Below are 16,384 nucleotides of genomic sequence, written 5' to 3' on the forward strand. Positions count from 1 at the left end.
TTGTTCCTGAAAAGTTCTCATATTGGCGAGAACGAGTGGTGAACACCCGCGTTGGGCCCCGCGATTGCCGTGGGCGACGCGCTATGGGATAAGGAAGCGTCAGATGGCAGTAACGGCAGGCCTTTTCGAGATGAACGACAAACGCAACGCGGACAAGCAGAAGGCGCTGGATTCGGCTCTCGCGCAGATCGAACGGCAGTTCGGCAAGGGCGCGATCATGAAGCTCGGCGGCGACAATCCGGCGGCCGAGATCGAATCGACCTCGACCGGATCGCTTGGCCTCGACATCGCGCTTGGCATCGGCGGGCTGCCCAAGGGGCGGATCATCGAGATCTACGGGCCGGAAAGCTCGGGGAAAACCACGCTGACGCTGCATTGCATCGCCGAGGAACAGAAGAAGGGCGGGGTCTGCGCCTTTGTCGACGCGGAACATGCGCTCGACCCGCTTTACGCTAAGAAGCTCGGGGTGAACCTCGACGATCTGCTGATCTCGCAGCCCGACACCGGGGAACAGGCGCTGGAAATCGTCGATACGCTGGTGCGGTCCGGCGCGGTCAGCATGGTGGTGGTCGATTCGGTCGCCGCGCTGACGCCGAAGGCGGAAATCGAGGGCGACATGGGCGATGCCACCGTCGGCGCGCAGGCGCGGCTGATGAGCCAGGCGATGCGCAAGCTGACCGCCTCGATCGGCAAGTCGAACTGCATGGTGATCTTCATCAACCAGATCCGCATGAAGATCGGCGTGATGTTCGGCAACCCGGAAACCACCTCGGGCGGCAATGCGCTGAAATTCTACGCCTCGGTCCGGCTCGACATCCGCCGCACCGGCGCGATCAAGGACCGCGACGAGGTGGTGGGCAACTCGACCCGCGTCAAGGTGGTCAAGAACAAGGTGGCGCCGCCGTTCCGTCAGGTCGAGTTCGACATCATGTATGGCGAGGGGATTTCCAAGGTCGGCGAGCTGATCGACCTTGGCGTCAAGGCCGGCGTAGTGGAGAAATCCGGTGCCTGGTATTCCTACGGCGACGAGCGCATCGGCCAGGGCCGCGAGAACGCCAAGCAGTTCCTGCGCACCAACCCCGACATCGCCTATGAGATCGAGGACAAGATCCGCGCGAGCCACGGGCTCGACTTCGGCCTCCAGGGCGGCGAGGGCGACGACGCCGTCACCGAGGAGTGAGCAAAACCAAGGCCGGGCCTTCGCGCCCGGCCTTTTGCTTTCTGGACAGGCGCGGGCGTGGGCGCTAAACGGGTTCAAACTTCCGGAAGGCCACAGACATGCCCAGCCTTAACGATATCCGCTCGACGTTCCTGAGCTATTTTGAACGACACGGCCACCGCGTGGTGCCCAGCTCGCCGCTCGTGCCGCGCAACGACCCGACGCTGATGTTCACCAATGCCGGGATGGTGCAGTTCAAGAACTGCTTCACCGGCGTCGAGAAGCGCGATTACGTCCGCGCCACCACCGCGCAGAAATGCGTCCGCGCGGGTGGCAAGCACAATGACCTCGATAATGTGGGCTATACGGCGCGCCACCACACCTTCTTTGAAATGCTGGGGAATTTCTCCTTCGGCGATTATTTCAAGGAAGGCGCGATCACCTTTGCCTGGGAATTGCTGACGAAGGATTTCGACATTCCGAAGGATCGTCTGCTGGTCACCGTCTATCACACGGATGACGAGGCGGCGGCCCTGTGGAAGAAGATCGCCGGTCTGCCCGATGACCGGATCATCCGCATCCCGACCAAGGACAACTTCTGGCAGATGGGGCCGACCGGCCCCTGTGGCCCCTGCACGGAAATCTTCTACGACCACGGCGACAAGATCTGGGGCGGCCCGCCCGGCTCGGCCGAGGAAGACGGCGACCGTTTCATCGAGATCTGGAACAACGTCTTCATGCAGAACGAGCAGTTCGAGGACGGCTCGATGCGCACGCTCGACATGCAGTCGATCGACACGGGCATGGGGCTCGAACGGATCGGCGCGCTGCTGCAGGGCAAGACGGACAACTACGACACCGATCTGATGCGCTATCTGATCGAGGCCTCGGCGAACGCCACCAGCACCGATCCGGACGGCCCGGGCAAGGTGCATCACCGCGTCATCGCCGACCATCTGCGGTCGACCTCCTTCCTGATCGCCGACGGGGTGATGCCCTCGAACGACGGGCGCGGCTATGTGCTGCGCCGCATCCTGCGCCGCGCCGCGCGCCATGCGCATATGCTGGGCGCCAAGGATCCGGTGATGTATCGTCTGGTTCCGGCGCTGATCCGGCAGATGGGCGCGGCCTATCCGGAACTCGTCCGCGCCGAGGCACTGATCGAGGAGACGCTGAAGCTCGAAGAGGCGAAGTTCGGCCAGACGCTGGACCGCGGGCTGAAGCTTCTGGACGACGAACTGGCGAAGCTGCCCGAAGGGGCGGAACTGCCGGGCGAGGCGGCCTTCAAGCTCTATGACACCTATGGCTTCCCGCTCGATCTCACGCAGGATGCGCTGCGCGAGAAGGGCCGCACCGTCGACACCAACGGCTTCGACGCCGCGATGGCCGAGCAGAAGGCCAAGGCGCGGGCCAGCTGGGCCGGGTCGGGCGAGACGAAGGATGCGAAAATCTGGTTCGAGATCGCGGCTGACAAGGGCGTGACCGAATTCCTCGGCTATGACACCGAGGCGGCGGAGGGCCAGATCCTTGCGCTGGTCGAGGATGGCAAGCCCGTCAAGACCGCCAAGGGCAAGGTGCAGATCGTTGTCAATCAGACGCCGTTCTATGCGGAATCGGGCGGTCAGGTCGGCGATGCGGGCATCATCCGCACCGAGACCGGCGAGGCGCATGTGACCGACACGCGCAAGGTCGCGGGCGTGTTCATCCATGTCGCCGAGGTGACGATGGGCGAGATCAGCCAAGGCCAGGGCGCGCAGCTCGAGGTCGACCACAAGCGGCGTTCGGCGATCCGGGCGAACCACTCGGCCACCCACCTGCTGAACGAGGCTTTGCGTCGCGCCCTTGGCGATCACGTAGCACAGAAGGGCTCGCTGAACGCCGAGGACCGGTTGCGCTTCGACTTCAGCCATTCCAAGGCGATGACGCCCGAGGAAGTCACCCGGGTCGAGCATGAGGTGAACGATTTCATCCGCCAGAACACCCCGGTGACGACCCGCATCATGGCGCCCGACGATGCCCGCGCGCTTGGCGCGCAGGCCCTGTTCGGGGAGAAATATGGCGATGAGGTGCGCGTCGTCTCGATGGGCGAACTGCCGGGCTCGGGCAAGGGCACCGACGGCAAGACCTATTCGATCGAGCTGTGCGGCGGCACGCATGTGAACCGCACGGGCGACATCGGGGCCTTCGTGGCGCTTGGTGACAGCGCCTCGTCGGCCGGCGTGCGCCGGTTCGAGGCGCTGACCGGGCAGGCGGCGCTCGATTACCTCAAGGCGCAGGACGAGAAGCTGCACGAGGTCGCGGCGGTGCTGAAGACCTCGCCGGGCGAGGTGGTGGACCGCGTCCATGTGCTGGCCGAGGAACGCCGCCATCTGACGAACGAAGTGGCGCAACTGCGCCGCGAGCTGGCCATGGCGGGCGGTGCCTCGGGCACGCCGGAGGCCGAGGAGATCAACGGGATCAAATTCCTTGGTCAGGTCGTGTCGGGGGTGACGGGCAAGGATCTGCCGCCGCTCGTCGATGCGCTGAAAGAGCGGATCGGGTCCGGCGCGGTGGTGGTCGTGGCCGATACCGGCGACAAGGCGGCTGTGGCGGCGGGTGTCACCGGCGATCTGACGGCGCGGGTTTCTGCGGTCGATCTGGTCAAGGCGGCGGCGGTCGTTCTGGGCGGCAAGGGCGGCGGCGGCCGTCCGGACATGGCGCAGGCGGGCGGCTCGGATCCGTCGAAGGCCGAAGAGGCCGTGGCGGCGGTGCGCGCCGTGATCGCGGGGGTGTAAGATGCCGGGAGCCTATTGGATCGCGCATATCACCGTCACCGACCCGGAGGCGCATGGCGCCTATGCCAAGGCGGCGGGGCCGGCCTTCGACAAGTTCGGCGGCAGGATCCTCGCCCGCGGCACGCGCTACGTGACGCTTGAGGGCCGGGAACGCGGGCGCCATGTGGTGATCTGGTTCCCGAGCGTGGAGCAGGCGGAAGCCTGCTACCACAGCCCGGAATATCAGGCCGCGTTGGCGCTGACCAATGGCACGTCGGAGCGGGATCTGGTGGTCGTCGAGGCGGCGGACTAGGCGCATCCTCGTATCGGTTTCGCATGCTGCGGGCGGAGCAGGGGGCGCTGCCCCCTCTTTGCGCTAGAGCGCAAATTCACCCCCGGGATATTTGTGGAAGAATGAAGGCAGGGGGTGTTTCGGGCGTGAGGCGCGCGGGACAGGGCCGGCGGGGAATGGTCCTCCCTGATCTTCGGGGAACAGGGCGCTGATTTTCGGCGATGATCATGCCATGTGCGGCGTCATCGCACGTTTACAAATGGTCCGGTTCGGCTATCTTTTGCCGCGGCGCAGAAAGCCGGACGGGCGAACAGAGGCAGGGCATGTGTCGTTGGGCGGCCTATATCGGGCAACCGATCTTTCTTGAAGACATCATCAGCCGGCCCGGCCATTCGCTGATCCGGCAAAGCCAGTGCGCGACGCAATGCCATACGGCGATCAATGCCGATGGCTTCGGGATCGCGTGGTATGGCGAAAAGCCGGAACCGGGGCTCTATCGCGACGCGATGCCCGCCTGGTCGGATCAGAACCTGAAATCGCTGACGGCGACGGTGAAATCGCGGCTGTTCCTTGCGCATGTGCGGGCCTCGACCGGGACGGCGAGTTCGCGCAACAACTGCCATCCGTTCACCCATGGCCGCTGGTCCTTCATGCACAATGGCCAGATCGGCGGCTATGACGCCTTTCGCCGTGCGGCGGAGATGATGATTCCCGACGATCTCTACCCGTTCCGGCGCGGTGCGACGGACAGCGAGGCGCTGTTCCTTGTCGCGATTTCCGAGGGGCTGGAGCAGGATCCGAAAGGCGCGCTCGAACGGGCGACGGCGCGGTTCGAGGCGCTCGCGCGGGCGCGCGGCCATGCGCCCTATCTGCGGCTGACGGCGGCGCTGGCGGATGGCGAGAGGCTGTATGCGGTGCGCTATTCCTCGGACGATCAGGCGCCGACGCTGTATCATCGCTGGTCGGACAGCCGTATGGGGCAGGCGGTGGTCTCGGAACCGCTGGAAGAGGGCGAGCACGACTGGAGCGAGATCCCGCAGGGTGCCTTTTGCACCTTCGAGGGCCGGGACGTGCGGATCGAGCCGTTCCGCCCCGTCGCCTGTTCCATTGCGGCCTGACGCTTGAAACGCTTGTGCGGCGGAGCCGGGCAGGCTAGAAGAGCGGCATGAAGATCCGTGCCATCACCACCTGCATCATTATCATCCGCTGACATCGTCACGCGGGCGCGTTCTTCCATCCCTACAGGTGAACCAGCCAGGCCCGCGCGAAGCCCCGCGAGGACCCATGACCGAGCTACGCCTGCATAATTCCAAGACCCGCCGCAAGGAGGTCTTCGCCCCGATCGATCCCGACGATGTGCGGATGTATCTGTGCGGCCCCACCGTCTATGACCGGGCGCATCTGGGCAATGCCCGGCCGGTCGTGGTCTTCGACGTGCTCTACCGCCTGTTGCGCCATGTCTATGGCGAGGACAGCGTGACCTATGTGCGCAATTTCACCGATGTCGATGACAAGATCAACGCGACGGCGAAGGCGCGCAAGGACGCGGGGGCGGAAGGCACGCTGGAACAGCTGATCCACGAACGCACGGTGGAGACGATCGGCTGGTATCACGCCGATATGGATGCGCTCGGCGCGCTGCGCCCGGATGCGGAGCCGCGCGCGACGGCCTATATCGGCGCGATGATCGCGATGATCGAGCGTCTGATCCTGTCGGGCCATGCCTATGCCAAGGATGGCCATGTGCTGTTCCGCGTGCGGTCGTATCAGGACTATGGCGCGCTGTCGGGACGCTCGGTCGATGACATGATTGCCGGCGCGCGGGTCGAGGTGGCGCCCTTCAAGGAGGATCCGCTGGATTTCGTCCTGTGGAAGCCTTCGGATGAAGAGTTGCCGGGCTGGAACAGCCCCTGGGGGCGTGGGCGTCCGGGCTGGCATATCGAATGCTCGGCGATGTCATATGAGCTTCTGGGGGATACGTTCGACATCCATGGCGGCGGCATCGACCTGCAATTCCCGCATCATGAGAACGAGATCGCGCAGAGCTGCTGCGCCCATCCCGAGGGGAGCTTTGCCCGCTACTGGTTGCACAATGAAATGCTGCAGGTCGAGGGCAAGAAGATGTCGAAGTCGCTCGGCAATTTCTTCACCGTGCGCGACCTGCTGGACCGGGGGATTCCGGGCGAGGTGATCCGGTTCGTGTTCCTGCAGACGCATTACACGAAGCCGATGGACTGGACCGCCGAGAAGGCCGCGCAGGCCGAGGCGGTGTTGCGCAAGTGGCGTGGTCTCGTCGCGGGCATCGAGCCCGCTCCGAGCCCGGCGCCCTCGGTCATCGCCGCGCTGAGCGACGACCTCAATACAGCGGGCGCCCTTGCCGAGCTGCATGCGATGACGGGGGATCCGGCGCTTCTGAAGACCTCGGCGCGGATGCTGGGGCTGCTTGAGGATCACATGGGCGACTGGGTGGCGCCGAAGGCGGATCTGACGGCCCATGCGGATCATTTGGCGGCGCTGCGGGCGACGGCGATGCAGGCGAAGGATTTCGCCCCGGTGGATGCGTTCAAGGCGGCGCTTCTGGATGCCGGGGTCGAGGTGCGGATGTCGAAAGCGGGCGTCGAACTGCTGCCCGGCGTGGGCTTCGATCCGGCGCGATTGCCGCCCCTGAACTGACGGAACCGGGCTGACGGAGGAGAAGATGAGCGAGCAGGATCTGCGGGAGCGGCTGTATCTTTACGATACGACGCTGCGCGACGGCCAGCAAACGGCGGGGGTGCAATTCTCGGTCGCCGAGAAGATCGCGGTGGCGCGGGCGCTGGATACGCTTGGTGTGGATTACATCGAGGGGGGATGGCCCGGGGCGAATCCGACCGACAGCGATTTCTTTGCCGAGAGGCCGCGCACGCGGGCGACCTTCACGGCCTTCGGGATGACGAAGCGGGCCGGGCGCTCCGCCGCGAATGACGAGGTTCTGGCGGCGGTGATGAATGCCGGGACCGAGGCGGTCTGTCTGGTCGGCAAGGCGCATCCCTGGCAGGTGACGGCGGCGCTTGGCCTGTCGCTAGCGGAGAATGTGGAAAACATCCGCGCCTCGGTCGCCCATGCGGCGGCGACGCGCGAGGCGTTGTTCGACGCGGAGCATTTCTTTGACGGTTATCGCGCCGATCCGGGCTATGCGCTGGAATGTCTGCGCGCGGCGTTTGAGGCCGGGGCGCGCTGGATCGTGCTGTGCGATACGAATGGCGGCACGCTGCCCGGCGAGATCGGCCGGATCGTGCGGGCGGTGATCGATGCGGGAATCCCGGGCGACCGGCTGGGCATCCATGCGCATGACGATACCGGAAACGCCGTCGCCTGTTCGCTGGCGGCGGTCGAGGCCGGGGTGCGGCAGGTGCAGGGCACGCTGAACGGTCTTGGCGAGCGTTGCGGCAATGCGAATCTGACGACGCTGATCCCGACGCTGGCGCTGAAGGAGCCGTTCCGGTCGCGCTTTGTGACCGGGGTGCCGGCCGAGGCCCTGCGCGGGCTGACGCGGATCTCGCGCCGGCTCGACGACATTCTCAACCGGGTGCCGCTGCGCTCGGCCCCCTACGTCGGGGCTTCGGCGTTTACGCACAAGGCGGGGCTGCATGCCTCGGCGATCCTCAAGGATCCGGCGACCTATGAACATGTCGCGCCGGAGCTGGTCGGCAACAGCCGGCTGATCCCGATGTCCAATCAGGCGGGGCTGTCGAACCTGCGGGCGCGGCTGGCGGCGATGGGGATCGCGGTCGACCCGAAGGACCCGCGTCTGGCCGGGATTCTGGAGGAAATCAAGCTGCGCGAGGAGCATGGCTATGCCTATGACGGCGCGCAGGCGAGCTTTGAGCTGTTGGCGCGGCGCGATCTGGGCCTGATGCCGGAATTCTTCGAGGTGGAGCGCTACCGCGTCACGGTCGAGCGCAAGCGCGATGCGCGGGGCCGGATGGGGCATCTGTCCGAGGCGCTGGTCGTTGTCCGGATCGGTGGCGAGCGGAAGATGAGCGCCTCCGAAGGGACGATCGCCGATGGCTCGGATGGCGGGCCGGTGAACGCGCTGGCGACGGCTTTGGCCAAGGATCTGGGACCCTATCAGCATTTCATCGACGACATGAAGCTTGTCGATTTCAAGGTGCGGATCACCCATGGCGGGACCGAGGCGGTGACCCGCGTCATCATCGACAGCGAGGACGGACAGGGCCGGCGCTGGTCCACCGTGGGCGTATCGGCGAATATCGTCGATGCCTCGTTCGAGGCGCTGCTGGACGCGATCAACTGGAAACTGGCGCGCGATGGGGCGGAACCTGTCGCGGCGGCGGCATGACCGATCTGGCCGCCAGCATGGCCGCCGCGGCCGATCTGGTCGCGGCGGGCGATCCCGACCGTTTTGCCGCGACGATGGCGACCCCGGCGGAGCTGCGGGGGCGGCTGTGGCCGCTTTATGCCGTCAATCTGGAAATCGCGCGGGCACCCTGGGCCTCGGCCGAGCCGCTGGTGGCCGAGATGCGTCTGCAATGGTGGGTGGATGCGCTGTCGGAGCTGGCGGAAGAGGGGCGCGCGCCCGACCACATCCTTGGGCCCGCGCTGGCGGCTCAACCGCCGCTGGCGGAGGCCCTGCTGACCGTTGCCGAGGCGCGGCGGCGGGATTGCTGGGCCGAGGGATTCGCGGATACGGCGGAGGTGTGGGACTATCTGGCCGCGACCTCGGGGCAGGTTTACCGGGCCGCAGCGGTGGCGCTTGGCGCGGCGCCGGCGGAGCTGGATCTGTTGTCGGAATTCGGAACGGCGGCGGGACTGGCGGCCTGGCTGACGGCCGTGCCTGAGATGGCCCGCCGCGGGCGCCCGGCACTGCACCCGGACGAAGCGACGGACCTGGCGGCGGATGGGTGGCATCGGCTTGGCCGGGCGCGGACAGGGCTGCGGCGGGCGTCGCATGCGGCGCGGCTGGCGGCCTTGCCGGGATGGCAGGCGCGGGCGATTCTGATGCGCGCCCGAAAGACGCCGCACCGGGTTTTCGACGGCACCTTGGGCGGGTCGGAGTTTTCCCGTCGTTTCAGCCTGTTGGTGGCGGCATTCCGGCTCTGATCCGGCGCGGGAATTTTAAGCGAATCTTCAGGTCCCGCGGTCAACCTGTGCCGGAAGCGCGTTTCGGATGGGGCGCAAGGGGGCGCTGCCCCCTCGGCCTGCGGCCTCACCCCCGGGATATTTATGGAAGAATGAAGGAGCCGGTTCGGGGGCAAGGCGCGCGCGGGAATGTTGTCGGAGACAAGGATGTCGATCGCGCTGAATCTGCGGCTCGGGACGAAACTGCCGCTCATGCTGGTGTCCGTGTCCTTCGTGGCGCTGGCGATCATGGGGCTGTCGTCCTACCATCTGGCCTCGACCATGCTGATCACCCATGGCACGCAGCGGCTGGAACAGGCGCTTGGCAGCCGCCGAGAGGTGTTGCGGCACTGGTCCGAGCAGCAGCTTTCCTCGATCCGCGCGGCGGGGTTGAGCGCGGGGGCCTTGCGCGCCGCGCGGGATTTCCAGACGGCGTGGGAGCGGATCGGCCCCGACCCGGGGCCGGAACTGCGGCGGATCTTCGTCGACCATGTTGCGCCCGATGGGGGATATTCCCAGCCGGGCGTGGTGCCGCATCTGAGCGACTATACCCTGCAGCACCGCCGCTATAGCGGGACCTTTTCGGCGCTGGTCGAACAGAACGGCCTTCTGGACATCTTTCTGGTCGGGCCGGGCGGGGAAGTTTTCTATTCCCATCAGAAGGATGCGAATTTCGCGACCAACCTGTTCGACGGAAACCGCGACGATCCCGATCTGGTCCGCGTCGTGCGCGAGGCGCTGGAGGCGCGGACGAGTTCCGGGCCATTCATCTCGCTGTTCACCCGCGATTTCACCCATCCCAGAAGTCCGCGCGTGGTCTATCTGTCCGTGCCGCTGCGATCCGAAGGCGGCGAGGTGCTTGGCGCGCTGGTGTTCGAGGTGCCGCTGGCGCCGCTGAGCGACACGATGGGCGACCCGAACACGCTCGGCTCCACGGGACAGGGCTATCTGGTGGATGGCGGGCGGACATTGCAGACACCGCTGCGGGATATTCCGCGCCCGGTGGACGGGAAATTCGACATCCCGGAGGACGTGGTGACGCGCGCCCTGCGCGGCGAAGCCGGCCAGCAGGACGGACGCGGGATCGACGGGACCGAGGTGATTTCCGCCTATGCGCCGGTCGATCTTTTCGGTCGCAGATTCGCCGCGATCGTCGAACAGACCACGAAGGAGATCTATGCTCCGGCCCGGGCGCTGGCGCGCGAGATGGTGGTGAATGGCGGGCTGGTGCTGGCGCTGCTGGCGGCGGTGTCGGGGTTGCTGGCGCGATCCGTCTCGGGACCGCTGACCCAGTTGACGCAGATGATCCGCAAGATCGCCGAGGGCCGATACGATACGGCGATCCGGGGAACCGAACGGGGGGATGAGGTCGGCGACATGGCCCGCGCGCTTGGAGGTCTGCGCGACGACCTTGCCCGGGCCGAGGCGGCGCAACTGGAGGCAACGATACAGGGGACGGCCTTCCGCACCTCCTCCGCCGCGATGATGATGGTGGATTCGGATTTCGTCATCATCTACGTGAACGATGCCCTCGTCAGGCTCCTGAGGTCACGGCAGGAGGAATATCGGCTGTCGCATGCGGATTTCCCGACCGAGGATCTGGTGGGCCGGTCGATCGGCGATTTCCATGCCATGCCCGATCACCTGCGCGAGATCCTCGGCGATCCGGCCAATCTGCCCTATCACGTCGATATCGTCGTCGGGGACGTGCGCTTCGGGCTGGACGTGAACGAAATCTCGCTGCCCGAAAAGGGGCAGATCGGCTTCGTCATCGAATGGCGCGACGTGACGGAAATCCGCATGAACCGGGCCTTGCTTTCGGCGATCGGAAACACGCAGCTGATCATGGAGTTGTCGCCCGAGGGCCGGGTGACGCGGGTGAACGAAAACCTGTCGACGGCGCTTGGCATCAGCGCAGAAGATCTGCAGGGCCGGTCGTATGAAACTCTGATCTGCTGCGAAACCCTAGGCTTCTGGGAACAGTTGCAGCAGCTCGAGCCGGTGGTCGGACGTTTCAGCCTGCGCGTCGCGGGCGGTCCGCTGGTCATCGCAGAAGGCAGCATGACCTCGGTCCCCGACCGGCATGGCTGCCTGCTGAAGATCGTCCTCATCGCGAATGACGTGACCGAATCGCATGTCGCGCTGAAGGCGGAACGCGAACGCGCGGATGCGATGCTGGAAGATCAGAAACAGGTGGTGGAGGCGCTGCGGATCGGTCTCAAGGCGCTGTCCACGGGCGATCTCTCGATCAATATCAGGGATGATTTTCCTTTTGAATACGAACAGTTGCGGCAGGATTTCAATGTGGCGGCGCAGAACCTGTCCGAAGCCATTCAGGTGGTGATCGACAATGCGGCGAGCATCGACCGCGAGGCCCGCGACATCAGCGATGCGGCGGAGGATCTGAGCCACCGCACAGAACGTCAGGCCTCGACGCTGGAACAGACTGCCGCGGCGCTGGATGAGCTGACGGCATCGGTCAGTTCGGCGACGGCTGGGGTGATGGATGCCAACCGGGTCGTGAAGCTGGCGCGGGAAAGCGCCGAAAGCTCCGGCCGGATCGTGCAGGAAGCCGTCGATGCGATGGGGGAGATCGAGGAATCGTCGCGCAAGATCTCGCGCATCATCGGGGTGATCGACGATATCGCGTTCCAGACGAACCTGCTGGCGCTCAATGCCGGGGTCGAGGCCGCCCGTGCCGGGGAGGCGGGCCGCGGCTTCGCGGTCGTCGCCTCCGAGGTCCGGGCACTCGCGCAACGATCCTCGGATGCGGCGCGGGAAATCGACGGGCTGATCACGGCATCAACGAATCATGTCCGGTGCGGTGTCGATCTGGTCGGCGAAACGGGCAATGCGCTGGAAAAGATCCTGGTGTCCGTCAACGATATCGCCTCGCGCATGGCGGAAATCGCGGCCTCGTCGCATGAACAGGCCTCGGGCCTTTCGGAAATCAATATCGCGGTCAATCAGCTCGATCAGGTGACGCAGCACAACGCGGCGATGTTCGAGGAGACCACCGCCGCGAGCCATGCGCTGACCCGGGGGGCGCAGGCTCTGGCCGCGGCCGCCGCGCAATTCCGCACGTCGAAACCGGCGCGTGTGGCGGAGATGCCGCCCGAACCCCCCGCCGCTATGGCGGCTTCCGGCCGTCCGTCGCCCGGCAATGCCATGCGCCTCGTGCATGCGGCTCCCGAAGGCAGGGGAAATATCCACGACCGTTGAGCGTCGATGCCGGAGCAAAGAAAAAAGGACCGGCAAGGCCGGTCCGAAGTCACGATGATGGTTCAACGGGTCCGTCCTGCGGTCGGGCGGACTTATTTTGTCAGGATCAGCTTGCCGGCCTTGGTGATGCGCAGCGTGTAGATCTGGCCGTCGAGCGCGATCTGCGCCAGCGACCCGCCCTCGGTCAGCGTGCGGGCATCATGGGCGGGCAGGGCGGGGGCATAGCTCTGCGTGGCGAAGTTCATCGGAGCGGTCATTTGAGTCCCTCGATTCTGTCAAGCATCATTTCAATTCCCTGCGTGGAGGCGACGCCAGTGCAGATGGCCTCGACCAGATCACGCAAGCTCAATGGCGTTTCGGAACGATGGGCCCCCGGGGAAGCGGGGGCGGGATGTTGGACGTGTTGCATCGCCGCTTTCCTGTTCCAGTCAGTTTCGATGACAATAACCTGAGTGAAAAACTACGCTTTGTAAAGCCGATTCTTTTAGTCGGAAATAAGGTGTCCCGGAATATCGGCAAACATCCTCCGGTCCCGCGAAGCGGTTCACGGCTCTCGTCTTTCCCTGAATATTCCGGGGGATGAGGCGGATCAGAGAACTTTCGGGTGCAGGGACATCCCGTCGAATGCCGGAACGGCTGAGCTGGCAGGGCCCCCGTTGCGCCGCCCTTTGGGCATGCGCTCACTCCGGAAAGCGGAAATCATGCGCGATGCCGGAGCCTGCTGTTCATCCCGGAGGTCCGACGGGTCGTCGAAATCGCGTCGCGGCCACGGCCCGGAAAAAACCATTGGCCGCCAAGGCGGCCAATGGTGGTGTTGCATGCGCCGCCGGATGCGGGCCATCCCCGCATCCGGTCGGGGACGTTCAGCGAAGCGGCTTGCGCTCCGTGGCCTTGCGATCTTCCTGTATCTCGAGCCACATCGCGTTCACCACCGCGACCAGCGCGGCGAGCGGCAGCCCGAGGATCCATGCGAAATACCACATTCCGTGATCCCTTCTCAGTAATAGTGGTGTTTTTCAGTGACTTCCGCCACGGTGACCTTGCCCCACAGCACCTTGTAGACCCAGGCCGTGTAGGCGAGGATGATCGGCACGAAGATGAGCGCGCAGACCAGCATCACGAACAGCGTGAGCTGCGAGGACGAGGCCCCCCAGACCGTCAGCGAGGCATTCGGCTGGATCGAGGACGGCAGGATGAACGGGAACATCGGCAGGCCGACCGAGGAGATCACCCCGAAAATCCCGAGCTGCGCGAAGATCATCGTCGAGCCTTCGCGTCCCGCCCGCAGGCCCAGCACGGCGAGCCCCAGCCCCACGATGCCCAGGATCGGCGCGATCCAGATCCACGGACGGGCGGCATAGCTGTCCATCCATGAACCGCCGCGCACCACCTCGGTCATCAGCGGGTTCGAGGGGCCGTTCGCCGGCACCACGGAAACGATCTGATAGGCTTCGATCCCGTAGGCCATCCACACGCCGGCGAGGATATAGGCGACGATCGTGACGATGCCCGACACGGTGCCCACGGCCTGCGCGCGCTTTTGCACCTCACCCTCGGTCTTGAGCGAGATCCACGCCGCGCCGAGCGTGATCAGCATGGCCAGCGACACCACCCCGCCCATGATCCCGAACGGGTTCAGCAGCGCGAGGAACTTCCACCAGAACGGGCCGGGATACATCGGCATCAGCATGTCGTTGAGCTGGAACGGCACGCCTTGCAGCACGTTGCCGCAGGCCACGCCGAAGATCAGCGCCGGGACCGCGCCGCCGATGAACAGCGCCCAGTCCCAGTTGCGGCGCCAGCGCACGCTTTCGCGCTTCGACCGATACTTGAAGCCGACGGGGCGCAGGATCAGCGCCGCGAGGATGGCGAAGATCGCCAGATAGAATCCCGAGAAGCTGACCGCGTAAAGCGGCGGCCACGCGGCGAAGATCGCGCCGCCGCCGAGGATCAGCCAGACCTGATTGCCTTCCCAGACCGGGCCGACGGTGTTGATCACGACGCGGCGTTCCGCGTCGGTCTTGGCGACGAAGGGCAGCAGCGTCGCCGCGCCCAGATCGAAGCCGTCCATCACCGCGAAGCCGATCAGCAGGACGCCCAGAAGCACCCACCAGATCACCCGCAGCACATCAAGGCTGATAAGATCATGCAAAATCATGTCCGGTTACTCCGCGGGCTGGATGTTGGGGCTCTGGCCGCTCAGACGGGCGTTGTGGCGCGCCATCCATTCTTCGGTTTCCGCAACATCGTCCTGCGGGCCTTTCCGGATGTATTTCAGCATCAGGCCCATCTCGATGATGAAGAGAACGGTGTAGAGCGCGACGAAGATCACCAGCGTGATCAGCAGATCGGCGACGCTGAGATGCGACACCGACAGCGCGGTCGGCAGGATGCCGTCCACCGTCCAGGGCTGACGCCCGAATTCGGCGACGAACCAGCCCATCTCGGCCGCGATCCACGGCGCGGGAATGATGATGACCGCGGTGCGCAGTGCCCAACGCGGGTAGTTCATGCCCTTGAAGTTGGTGACGACGAAGAAATAGCCCAGAACCGCGATGAAGGCGAAGCCAAGCCCGACCATGATCCGGAACGCCCAGAACAGCGGGAAGACCTGCGGAACGGTATCCCACGAGGCCTGCACGATCTGTTCCTCGGTCGCGAGGCGCGGATCGTCAAGGTAGCGCTTCAGCAGGAAGGAATAGCCCAGATCGGCGGAATGTTCCTCGAAGGCGGCGGTGACCTCGGGGGCGACGTCGCCGTGGCTGGCGCGGATCTGCATCAGCGCGTCATAGGCGATCAGGCCCGAGCGGATCCGCCCTTCGCCCTCGGCCACCAGATCGTTGATGCCGGGGATCTGCTGGTCCAGCGAGCGCGTGCCGATCAGCCCCATCGCATAGGGGATGTGGATCGCGTATTTCGTCTCGCGCGCCTGCTGGTCAGGAATGCCGAAGGCGGTGAAAGAGGCAGGCGCCGGTTCCGTTTCCCACATCGCCTCGATCGCGGCGAGCTTCATGCGCTGGTTCAGCCCGGCCTCGTAGCCGGATTCGTCGCCCAGAAGCACGACCGAAAAGGCCGAGGCCAGACCGAACGATGCCGCGACGGCGATCGACCGGCGGGCAAGCTCGATATGGCGACCCTTCAGCAGGAACCAGGCCGAGACCCCCAGAACGAAGATCGCGGCGGTCACATAGCCCGCCGAGACGGTATGGACGAATTTCGATTGCGCGACGGGGTTGAACAGGACGTCGAAGAAGGAGGTCATCTCCATCCGCATCGACGCGGGGTCGAAACGGGCGCCGACCGGGTTCTGCATCCAGCCGTTCGCGATAAGGATCCACAGTGCCGAAAAATTGGTGCCTATGGCTACGAGCCAGGTGACGATCAGGTGCTTGACCCGGCTCAGCTTGTCCCAGCCGAAGAACATCAGCCCGACGAAGGTGGCTTCGAGGAAGAAGGCCATCAGCCCCTCGATCGCCAGCGGTGCGCCGAAGATGTCTCCGACGTAATGGCTGTAGTAGCTCCAGTTCATGCCGAACTGGAACTCCATGGTGAGCCCGGTCGCCACGCCCAGCACGAAATTGATGCCGAACAGCGAGGCCCAGAATTTTGTCATTTGCCGCCACATCGGCCGGCCGGTCATGACATAGACCGTCTCCATGATCGCCACGATGACCGCAAGGCCAAGGGTGAGCGGCACGAAGAGGAAGTGATACATCGCTGTCATGGCAAATTGCAGCCGTGACAGCTCGACGATCCCGAAATCCATGCTCGTCTCCATTTCCGAAGCAGTGCATCCCCGCGGGGCTGCACAAATGCATTCGTCCTATTCATTAGCAC

12 protein-coding genes are annotated in these 16,384 nt (G+C 65.2%); 8 read left to right on the forward strand and 4 right to left on the reverse strand.

Annotation, left to right across the window (positions count from 1 at the left end; all coding sequences use genetic code 11):
• The first annotated feature begins 103 nt into the window (after positions 1–103).
• The 8 genes from recA (at position 104) to D2T30_RS02570 (ending at position 12,547) form a co-directional block, all read left to right on the forward strand.
• The gene (gene recA, locus D2T30_RS02535; RefSeq protein WP_128180921.1) at positions 104–1,180 is read left to right on the forward strand and encodes a recombinase RecA; all 1,077 of its coding nucleotides are present in this window, start codon (positions 104–106) and stop codon (positions 1,178–1,180) included.
• A 98-nt stretch (positions 1,181–1,278) separates the two neighbouring features.
• Complete coding sequence (alaS, locus tag D2T30_RS02540) at positions 1,279–3,933, forward strand: alanine--tRNA ligase (protein ID WP_128207500.1); 2,655 nt, start codon at positions 1,279–1,281, stop codon at positions 3,931–3,933.
• Position 3,934: 1 nt separating this feature from the next.
• Entirely contained in the window at positions 3,935–4,225 is a 291-nt protein-coding gene (locus tag D2T30_RS02545) for a DUF1330 domain-containing protein (protein ID WP_128207501.1), read from the forward strand.
• A 302-nt stretch (positions 4,226–4,527) separates the two neighbouring features.
• Positions 4,528–5,322 carry a class II glutamine amidotransferase gene (locus tag D2T30_RS02550; protein WP_128207502.1) on the forward strand — a complete coding sequence of 265 codons (795 nt, stop codon included), beginning with the start codon at positions 4,528–4,530 and terminating at the stop codon, positions 5,320–5,322.
• Between the two features lie 166 nt (positions 5,323–5,488).
• Entirely contained in the window at positions 5,489–6,877 is a 1,389-nt protein-coding gene (cysS, locus tag D2T30_RS02555) for a cysteine--tRNA ligase (protein ID WP_128207503.1), read from the forward strand.
• A 25-nt stretch (positions 6,878–6,902) separates the two neighbouring features.
• A complete protein-coding gene (gene cimA, locus D2T30_RS02560) occupies positions 6,903–8,546 on the forward strand; it encodes a citramalate synthase (protein WP_128207504.1) in 1,644 nt (547 codons plus the stop codon).
• Entirely contained in the window at positions 8,543–9,307 is a 765-nt protein-coding gene (locus D2T30_RS02565) for a squalene/phytoene synthase family protein (protein WP_128207505.1), read from the forward strand. The genes cimA and D2T30_RS02565 overlap by 4 nt, the downstream gene beginning before the upstream one ends.
• Before the next feature lie 186 nt (positions 9,308–9,493).
• On the forward strand, positions 9,494–12,547 hold the full coding sequence (locus tag D2T30_RS02570; protein ID WP_164884184.1) for a methyl-accepting chemotaxis protein: 3,054 nt from the start codon (positions 9,494–9,496) through the stop codon (positions 12,545–12,547).
• A 92-nt stretch (positions 12,548–12,639) separates the two neighbouring features.
• Here D2T30_RS02570 and D2T30_RS02575 read toward each other — a convergent pair whose 3' ends face one another.
• The 4 genes from D2T30_RS02575 to D2T30_RS02590 form a co-directional block, all read right to left on the reverse strand.
• On the reverse strand, positions 12,640–12,804 hold the full coding sequence (locus tag D2T30_RS02575) for a hemin uptake protein HemP (protein WP_380727759.1): 165 nt from the start codon (positions 12,802–12,804) through the stop codon (positions 12,640–12,642).
• A 606-nt stretch (positions 12,805–13,410) separates the two neighbouring features.
• Positions 13,411–13,530 (reverse strand): cytochrome bd-I oxidase subunit CydX, encoded by a 120-nt coding sequence (cydX, locus tag D2T30_RS02580; RefSeq protein WP_128180905.1) that lies wholly within the window; start codon positions 13,528–13,530, stop codon positions 13,411–13,413.
• A gap of 14 nt (positions 13,531–13,544) precedes the next feature.
• The gene (gene cydB / locus D2T30_RS02585; protein WP_128180903.1) at positions 13,545–14,705 is read right to left on the reverse strand and encodes a cytochrome d ubiquinol oxidase subunit II; all 1,161 of its coding nucleotides are present in this window, start codon (positions 14,703–14,705) and stop codon (positions 13,545–13,547) included.
• A gap of 6 nt (positions 14,706–14,711) precedes the next feature.
• The gene (locus D2T30_RS02590; protein ID WP_128207507.1) at positions 14,712–16,313 is read right to left on the reverse strand and encodes a cytochrome ubiquinol oxidase subunit I; all 1,602 of its coding nucleotides are present in this window, start codon (positions 16,311–16,313) and stop codon (positions 14,712–14,714) included.
• Positions 16,314–16,384 lie beyond the last annotated feature (71 nt).

The sequence above is a fragment of the Paenirhodobacter populi genome (assembly GCF_004022215.1).
In the GTDB taxonomy this organism is placed as follows: Bacteria; Pseudomonadota; Alphaproteobacteria; order Rhodobacterales; family Rhodobacteraceae; genus Rhodobacter; species Rhodobacter populi.

Coding starts and splice junctions, on each gene's coding strand:
- cydX (WP_128180905.1), bottom strand. CDS start 13,530: ATGTGGTATTTCGCATGGATCCTCGGGCTGCCGCTCGCCGCGCTGGTC.
- D2T30_RS02575 (WP_380727759.1), bottom strand. CDS start 12,804: ATGACCGCTCCGATGAACTTCGCCACGCAGAGCTATGCCCCCGCCCTG.
- cimA (WP_128207504.1), top strand. CDS start 6,903: ATGAGCGAGCAGGATCTGCGGGAGCGGCTGTATCTTTACGATACGACG.
- D2T30_RS02545 (WP_128207501.1), top strand. CDS start 3,935: ATGCCGGGAGCCTATTGGATCGCGCATATCACCGTCACCGACCCGGAG.
- D2T30_RS02550 (WP_128207502.1), top strand. CDS start 4,528: ATGTGTCGTTGGGCGGCCTATATCGGGCAACCGATCTTTCTTGAAGAC.
- cysS (WP_128207503.1), top strand. CDS start 5,489: ATGACCGAGCTACGCCTGCATAATTCCAAGACCCGCCGCAAGGAGGTC.
- D2T30_RS02570 (WP_164884184.1), top strand. CDS start 9,494: ATGTCGATCGCGCTGAATCTGCGGCTCGGGACGAAACTGCCGCTCATG.
- alaS (WP_128207500.1), top strand. CDS start 1,279: ATGCCCAGCCTTAACGATATCCGCTCGACGTTCCTGAGCTATTTTGAA.
- D2T30_RS02590 (WP_128207507.1), bottom strand. CDS start 16,313: ATGGATTTCGGGATCGTCGAGCTGTCACGGCTGCAATTTGCCATGACA.
- recA (WP_128180921.1), top strand. CDS start 104: ATGGCAGTAACGGCAGGCCTTTTCGAGATGAACGACAAACGCAACGCG.
- cydB (WP_128180903.1), bottom strand. CDS start 14,705: ATGATTTTGCATGATCTTATCAGCCTTGATGTGCTGCGGGTGATCTGG.
- D2T30_RS02565 (WP_128207505.1), top strand. CDS start 8,543: ATGACCGATCTGGCCGCCAGCATGGCCGCCGCGGCCGATCTGGTCGCG.